At 61.0% G+C, this 9,041-nt stretch carries 1 protein-coding gene; it reads right to left on the minus strand.

The genetic code is table 11. The features are described from left to right. A partial coding sequence (locus LQ215_RS28850) for a hemagglutinin repeat-containing protein (protein ID WP_230153648.1) occupies positions 1-9,041 on the minus strand: 9,041 nt, incomplete at both ends.

Here is a 9,041-nt window from a genome sequence, read left to right on the forward strand (position 1 = left end):
GGGACTTCACCACAGGTGTACTTTGCAAAATCCCTTTTAGCTCCTCAGGAGCAATAGTAAATACAGAACGCGAGTTAGATATTTCTCTATTAAAATGCCCCTCTAAAACGTGTTCGAAGCCCGCAGATACGGGCTGACCACTATCCCGAAGAGGTGTCGTTTCAGTACGGCCATTTGCAATGTTTATGCGAGACTGTACGCGGCCCGGGACCGGGATAATAGGTTCATTTGGAACATCTTTGACTGGATGAGTATAAGGCATCCCAGCCTCAGCATCCGGCCCCCCAAGCGGCGTACTGCCGTTCTTGCCCGTAGAAGCTCCCGTACGTATGGCCTTGGCTTCCGTAAACTTATCCAGAGCCGCCTGAATCCTAGGCGAAATCCCTCCTTCGCCAGCGCCAGCACCACGCGCGCCGCCTGAGGTCGGTATGACCAGCGCAGCCACGCTTGTTGCGTTTTCCCACGTGTCAGTAACCTTCGCCAAGTTCGTCAGGTCGTTCAACGCACGCTCAGTCAGAGTGTCCTTGTACTGCGTGCAAGTCGCCGTCGTGCAATTGAGGTCATTCAGTGCGGTCAGCCCGCCCTGGATCGAGGTCAGCAAGGATTTGGCAAAAGCTCCACTGACGGCCTTCTCCGACCAATCGGTGATTTCGTTACTGATCTCCTCGTACTTTCCCCCATCCCACGTGTTCTTTTGACAGATCTCGCTGCTACCACAGGCATTCATGTCCCCGACAAAGTCACTCATGTCATGGTGATTGAGGTTGTTGTATTGGGTCGCATTGCCAGCCACATACGAGCCTGTCTGCAGGCTGTTCGCGTCGTCACCAGCCACAGCGGCAGCGGCCACTACGCCTAACAGTTGCGAAGACATCAGCATCAGGTGGTCGCGGTTCTGCGGATCCATCTGGGCCGACATCCTCCGCAACTGGTTGGCAAACGTCTCGTTCACACCCGCCGCCATCGCACCCACAGCGAAATCACTGCCCGATGCTTCGGCGATCATGCCGCCTACCAATGCGTGCAGGGCGATCTTCTCCGGGCTGCCCGTCTTCAGCTTGAGGTTACCGACTTGGTCAAAGGAATACGCCGCCAAGGTGCTGTAGATCGTCGACTGGAGGATACCGGCCAACGTAACGTCTCGACCGAAAGCCTTGGCGATCGCGGCAGCGGATGCGTTGTTGATCAACTGCTGACCGGCAAAATGACTGACGGCTTCGATCGAACTTAAGTCAATCACCGTCTTGCCATTGACCTGCTTGGTCATGGTCATGTCGCCAAGATAGTTCTCGGCTATACCGGCAGTGATGGCTGCGATCGCGGCGTTGGTAAGGCCATCTTTGCTAAGAACGGCTTTATAACCGGCGCCTATGTCTCCTTTGTTGTTGATGGTCGCAACCGTGCCGGTGGTTGCCAGGCTGGAGGCACCTGCCAGGGCCCAGCCGCCAAGGCCAGCACCCGCAGGGCCGAGCATGACGGTCATGAGAATGGCGATTACCATCTGCGCAGCCGGGCCCAGACCGGAGTTCGCGTACTTGAAGCTGGTGTGGACCTCCTGTACCTGCCGCCAGTCGACCCCGCCCTGCGCATCAAGCTCCTTGAGCCACGCCAGTTTTGGATCGGCCTGGACCATCGCATCGATGGACGCGCTTACCGTCTGCTTGTTCACCTGTCGCACGTCAGCGTGGATCTTGCCTACCGCGTTGATCACCAGGTCGCCCTGAGCAGTCAGTTCGCTCTGGCGAAGGGTCTCGTCAGTGCGACCTTTACCCTTCATGCTGAACCAAGCTGCGCTGGACTTGCTCTTCTCGTGACTCTCCTGATGCAAATCCTTCACGCCTTCAAAAACGATGTCGCCACCGCTGCTGACGGTCAGGTCATTGCCGCTGTCGAGCTTAGCCGCCTGATATCGCTGATCGCCTCCGCTCTCCAGAGTCAGGTCGCCGCCCGTGGTGATCGCGCTGCCGACATGACGCACGTCGGTCACTTCGTCACGCTTGGTCTTCTTTTTCCCCCAACTGCCCTTACTCTTTTTCTGGTAAAGCGAGTAATCGCTGTCGGTCTCGGCTATCAGTTCGAGCTGGTCGCCGGCATAGAGATAAGCCTCGTCACCGGCGCTGACGCGACTGGAGATCAGACGAATATCCTCACCCGCGGTCATGGAAACATCACCGCCGGCCTTCAACTGGGTGCCGACCTGACGGACATGATCCTCCTGGCGGGTCACCTTCTTGCTCTTGGAGTAGGAGTGTTCCTCATCGGCAGCCGAAGCCAGGGTCACGTCGCCGACCGCGTCAACGGCAATGTTTCGCTTGGCCTCCAGGTTGCTGCCGATGGCGGCGAAGTCGCGGCCGGCGCCCATGTCCAGGTCCCGACCAGCGGTGATCTGCGAGCCGGATTGTTTGATGGACTCGCTGCGGTTGCGCGTCCCGTTTTGATAACTGTAGGTCTGTTCGGCAGAACCTATCAGCAGGTCACGCCCGGTGCGGATCTCCAGATCGCGGCCCGCCAGCATCACGCCACCGATGTTGAGCAAGTCGCGCCCGACGCCGGCGATCAGATCGTTGGAGGCTTCGATACGGGCGGCGCTGTCCAGCTTGCCTTCAACGACGTAGCCGCCCTTCTGCAGGGTCTGGGTGCGTTCATTTACAACATCCCCCAGCAGACTGTTCAGGCTGACATCACGGCCGTTGATGATGCCTCCCGCACCGTTGAACAGGGTGTTGCCTGCTAGTAGGTCGACGCGACCGCCGGCTTGGATCAAACCACTGTTGGCCAAGTCCTGGCCGGCACTGGCCGACAGATTGTTCTTGGCACGCAGGGTCCCACTGTTCTCCAGGTTCTGACCGGCGATCAGGTTCACATCCTGGCCTTCGATCAGCGCGCCAGTCGGCGCCAGGCGGTCGTTGGCGTGGGCTAGGTAGAGCACCGGCACCAGCACCTTCTCGCCCATGACTTCGTGCTCTTCAAGCCAGACGATGTCGTGGGTCAAGGCCGCCACCTGAGAGCCGGTCAGGGTAACGCCCACCGACAGGCCCAGTTGCTGCTTGCTGGCGATGGCGTTGTCCATCAGATACCGGTACAGCGCCTCGTCGGATGTCTGGCCATCTATGAAGCGCTTGCCGGTACGAGCCGTCACCGCCTGCTGGATCATTTGCTGCTCGAAGTATCCGTCGCCCAAGCGTTTCCAGCTGGCGTCCGAGTCATACCCCAACTTGTCCAGAAGATAATCCGAGCTCATGAATTGCTTGAGGTCAGCCAATGCAGGATCGGTCTCGACCAGATATTTATGCGGCTGCGGTCCGCGGCTGTTGAGGGGTAGGCCCTGCACTCGAGCGATGCTTTGCGGATTGATCACGGTAGCAGTGCTGGGGACGCCCTGCGCCGCTGCGGGAAGCACCTGCGGCAGCACCGCTGAAGCGCCAGGCTGGAAGATCGGTCCATTGCCGCCGCTCAGTTGGGTTGGGCCGGTCTGCTCCAAAGGTTGCTGGCGTTGGGTAAGGCCGATGCTGGCACCTCCCAGGGTCCAATTGGCTGGCGACGGTGCGACGCCAGAGGTGTTGGCCTGGCCTGCGGCCAGAGCGCTCAGACGGAACAAACCGCTACCGCCCGTGGGCAGGACGAAGCCTGGCAGGTCCAGCGGGTTGACCTGACGCTGGGCCAGGTCCGGCGGCAATTGTGCATTGATGCGCGCGGTGTTGGGATTGACCACACTGCTGGCCTGAGTATTTGCCGTGCTCAGGGATTGGCTGGAATAGCCGGTGTTCTGGCGCGTAACGCCGTTGCCCAGCGTCTGGCTGGCGGTGATGTTAACCGCGCCGCCAGCCTGAATGACGGCGTTAGCGGCCACGCCTGTGTTGGTTTGCGTCTCGCGTGTATCGATCAGCGTATAACCCAGGAGCTTGCTGGGTACCGCATAGCCCGAGTTGGGCCGGTAGTTCGGGTTGGCTATGCCGGTGTCCTGTTTTGATTGGGCCACCGGTGTTATGTAACTGCCGTCGACGTCATACCATTCTTCCTGGTAGACGAACTGGGTCTTTGAGTTGTATTTGGCGTATTCGGCGATCGCCCCGCCCTCACGCGTCAGGCTGTCCCAGACGGAGCTTCGCTCGCTGTCGTTGGGATTGCGGAACTGCCGGGTGCGCAGCACGCTTTCGGTGGACGCCCCCTCGTTGTTGAAATTATCCGCGCTGATATCGATGGACGACCCGGCGCTGACGGTACTGTGCTTGTTCTCAAAAAGTGATGACTGCACTTTCAGCGCAGCGCCGGCATTGATTGATGCCGCTGCGGAGTCCGCCTGCACTGAACGGACAATCTCTTCGGTCAGGTAATAAAAGAAGTCGTAGTGCCGTCCCTTACAGTTGAGACACTGGTAAGTGATGGTGCCGGAAACCAATTGCTCACTGACGGAAAACGCGTCCTTGCGGTTGCTGACCGTACTGGCGTACAGCCCCATCGCCCCACCGCTCTGCAACGTGGCCGATACGTTGTCGATGCGGTTAGCGCGATTGAGCGCTGCATCGCCAGCCACCAGCAGGCCTCCCAGGCTATACACCGTAGCGAAGCGGTTGGTGAAGTCGCCGACCAGCAGGCGCATGTCGCCGCCACTGGAAATCAAACTCTGATTACCTGCGTCTGCGCCTTCGTTGCGCAGCACCTGGCTGACCAGGTCAAGCTTGCCGGCACTGCCGATCGTACCGCTGTTGCTCAGATTAGCGGCATTGAGGGTCAGGTCCCGGGCGGAGGTGATGCGCCCCTGGTTGACCAACGTACCGCCGGCCCTGACCTGCACATCGCTCGCACCGGCGATCCGTCCTGCGCTTGATATCTGTATACCTGCGGCGCTCAGGCCGAGATTGCCGACACTAGTGACCTGGCCGCTACCGGCGTATAGCCCGGTCAGGGCCATATCCAGTGTGCCGTTACTGGCGATCAGACCGTTGTTGGTCCAGTTGCCTCCACGCCCCACTAAGCTGTCGGTCGCCAGCAACTGGCCGCTGCCAGTGAGCGTCAGTTGACCGACGTCGATGTTCAGCCGCGCGGCCTGGATCACGCTGCTGTTGGTCCAGTTGGCGGCGCTCAGGGTCAGGCCGCCGAGGGTCACAATGTCACCACCGGCACTGCCCAGGTTGGCCAAGTCGATCTGGAACTCTCCCGTACCGCCATGCAGCAAGCGGCCGCCAGTGTTGAGGAAGCTGCCGGCCTGTAAGGTCAAGTCTTGGTTGGCGACTTCCATCACGCCATTGCTGTTGTCCAACACGCCCGTCACTTGCAGGCGAGTACTGCCGCTGCTGGCCAGAGTACGCAATTGGCCGCCCTGGTTGTTTAAGCTGGCCGCGCTCAAGCTGATGCGGCTGTCACTTTCGAGGACGCCGCCGACGTTGCTCAGAGCACCTCGCAGGGAGAAATCCAAGCTCCCGCCCGCCAACTGTCCACCCGCACCGTTATCCAGGTCGGTAGCGCTGATGTTGACCAGCCCAGTGGCATAGAGCCCGCCGTTGCGGTTGTTCAGATCAGCCGTGTTGATAATGACATCGCCCGCTTGAGCCGCGATCCGCCCGCCGTTGTTGTTCAGCCCAGCCAAGGCGCGGAGGTTGAGGCGCTGGGCCTGGATCACGCCGCCCTTGTTGTTCACATCGAAGCCGTTGCGCAATACGCCCACGGTGCGCGCTTCAAGGGCGCCCTTGATTGCGGCGAGGGTGCCGCCGCGGTTGTCGATGTTGGCCGCCGTGACGCTGACGTCGCCGGTCTGGGCGATGAGTTTGCCGCCCTGATTATCGAGATCGCCGCTGAACTGGAGATCAAGACCGGTCTGCCCCTGCATCTCGCCCTTGCCATTGGCCAGGCTCACGGCATCGAGTTCGATATCCGCCGTCTGGCTGTAGATCAGGCCGTTGGTATGGTTCTGCACCGCGCCGGTGGCGGTAATCGCCAGGGCATTTTTTGCCGCAATAGTCCCGGCGTTGCTGTTGTCCAGGGAGCCGGTGAGCAGGGTCATTTGATCCTGGCTGGCAATCTGGCCGCCCTGGTTGTTGATCGCCGTCGCGCCTTTTACGGTCAGCGGGCCGGCGCTGGCGAGCTTGGCGGCGCTGTTGTCGAGTACGCCATTGAGGTTCAGGTTGACATCGGCGTTACCCACCAGCGTGCCCTGGCGGTTGTTTACATCGTTGGCATCGAGGGTCAGCGTTTGCTGCGCGTTGACCGCGCCACTGACGTTCGCCACGGAGGTGGCCTTGATGGTCAGGCCCGCGCCGCCGTCGATCAGACCGCCCTGGCTGTTAACGAGCGCACCGCTGAGGTTGAGGTTCTGCGCACCGCCACTGCTGAGGATGCCTTTGCTGTTATCCACCGAAGCGGCTGTCACACCGAGGCTGCCCTGACTGACCAATGCACCGCCGTTGCCGTTGAGCAGGTTGCCCAGCAGGTTGAGAGTCACGTTGCCGTTGCGGCTGGACAGGGTGCCGTTGTTGCGGTTGTCCAGGCTCGTGCCGTTGACCAGCAGCCCTTGCCAGCCGGAAATCAACCCGTTCTGGTTGACCAGCGCTTGGCCGTCGAGGCCCAGGTTTTGGCTGCTGATCAGCTTGCCGCCGCTGTTGTCGAGCGTGCGGCCTTTGAGGTCGAAACTCTGGCTGCTGGAGATTTCGCCACCCTGGTTGCTCAGGTCGCGCACGGCGTTGAACGTCAGCGGACCTTTGGCGATGATCAAACCGTTGCGATTGTTCAGGTCACCGTTGCCGAGGTTCAGCGTGACGGCTTTTTCGCCGAGCAGGCGGCCGCCGTCTTGCGTCAGCGATGCCAGGGTCAGGTTGATGTCGCCCTTGGCAGAGACTTCGCCGCCATCGCTGGAGTCCAGAGAATCGGCGTCGAGAGTGAGGTCTCCCTGGGCGTTGATCAGGCCGTTGGCGCTGTTGTTCAGGGCCATGGCATTGAGGACCAACGCGCCGCCGGCCACTACGCTGCCGCCCTGGTTGTTCAGGTTGCTGCTCTTGAGGGTGAGCAGTTGGGCGGCACTAATCAGGCCTTGGGCCTGGTTATCGAGTTGTTGATCGACGGTCAGGACGAGGTTGCCACGACTGGTGAGGGTGCCGCCGTTGTTGTTCAGGCTTTGCGCCTGGGCATCGACGGTGGCCGCGCCGATCATGCCCTTGACGTTGTTCAGCGCTTGGGCGATGCGCAGGGTCAGGCCTTGGCTGCTCAGCAGTTTGCCGTTGTCGTTGGTGAGGTTTTGCGCCGCGAGGGTGAAGGCTTCGGCGCTGGAGATTTCGCCGCCCTGGTTGTTCACGCCGCTGAGGTTTTTCAGCAGCAGCGTGCCGGGGGCGTTGATCAAGCCGCTCTGGTTGTTGAGCTGGCCGTTGTTCATGTCCAGGCTCAGCGAGGTGTTGCTGAACAGCTTGCCACCCTGCTGATCCAGACCTTTTACCGACGCCGTCAGCGCGCCTTGGCTGCCGATGGCCCCGCCATCCTGGTTGGTGACTTGGCCCGCGACAAGGTTCAGCGTACTGGCGCTGTTGAGGCGGCCATTCTGGCTGTTATCGTAGGCACCGGTGGTAACGCCTACCGCGCCCTTGGCGCTGATGTGGCCCTGCTGGCGATTGTCCAGCGCGCCGCTGGTGAGCAGCAACCCGCCGTCGGCGACCAGTTCGCCGCCCTGGTTATCGAGGCGTCCCAGGCTGCGCACGGTCAGGTCCTTGGCGCTGGACAAGCTGCCGCCGGTGTTGGTCAGGTTGGCGGCGCTGACACTCAACGAGCCTTCACTGCTGAGCTGGCCTTGGCTGTTGAGCAGGTCTCGGCTCAGGTTGATGCGCTGATTCTGCTGGCTGATCAGATAGCCGCCGCTATTGTCGAGGGCGCCGCCGTCCAGTTCCAATCCAGCCTTGGCACTGAGCAGGCCCTTGGTGCGGTTGAGCAGTTGATCGACCGTCAGCTTCAGCGCCTGGCCGGCGAACACCTGGCCGCCATCGCTGTTGTCGAGGTACTGGCTGACCAGCGTGACGTCTGCATTGCTCGACAGCTCGCCGCCACGGTTGTCGAGGTCGTCGACATCGAGATCCAGCCCTTTTGTCGCGCCGATCAAACCGGCCTGGCGGTTGTCGAGGCTGGTCGCCGTGAGCTTCAGGGCATCGGTGCTGATCAGCGTGCCTTGACGGTTATCCACCGTGTTGACGGTGGCGTTGAGCCCGGTCTTGCCGACGATCTCCCCGACTCGGTTGTCCAGGCGGTCGGCAACCAATAGCAGCGCGCCGTCTGCGATCAGTGAGCCGCGCTGGTTGTCGAGCAAGGCGTCGACAATCAGATCGAGTCGGTCGCGACTGCTGATCAGGCCCTCGCTGTTGTCCAGGCTGTTGCTGTGGCTATCCACCGAGGCCGCCGAGATCGCGCCGCGGGCGTTGTCCAGCACTTGGGCAATTCTGAGCATCAGGCCCTGGTTGCTCAGCAATTTGCCGTCGCTGTTATCCAGGTTCTGCGCCGCCAGGGTGAACGCTTGCTTGCTGGAAATTTCCCCGTTCTGGTTGTTCACGTCCTTGAGGTTGTTCAACAGCAACGCACCCGAGGCGTTGATCAGCCCGCCCTGGTTGTTCAACTGGCCCTGATTCATGTCCAGGCTGAGGCTCGTGTTGCTGAACAGTTCGCCGTTCTGCTGATCCAGGCCAGTAACGCTGGCATCCAGCGCCTTCGCACTGGCGATGCGGCCAGCGGTGTTATCCACCTGGCCGGCCTTTAACTGCAGCGTGTCGCTGCTCGTCACGCTGCCTTGAGCGTTGAGCAGTTGCCCAGTCAGATTCAGATTCAGCCCTTGTTGGGCAGAAAGCGATCCCTGGCGGTTGTCCAGCGAACCGGCGCTCAACTCAGCGCTTTTGCTCGCAGTGAGACGCCCACCCCGGTTGTTCACCTGGCCGCTGGCGTTGATGTCGAGCATCTGCCCCGCCACCACCAGACCTGCCACGTTATCCAGCGAGGCGACCCGCAACGTGACGTTGCTCAAGCTGTTGAGTTCACCGCTGCTATTGTTCAACTGCCCGACATTGGCCGTCAGGTTG

This window comes from Pseudomonas brassicacearum, from assembly GCF_918698105.1.
In the GTDB taxonomy this organism is placed as follows: Bacteria; Pseudomonadota; Gammaproteobacteria; order Pseudomonadales; family Pseudomonadaceae; genus Aquipseudomonas; species Aquipseudomonas brassicacearum_F.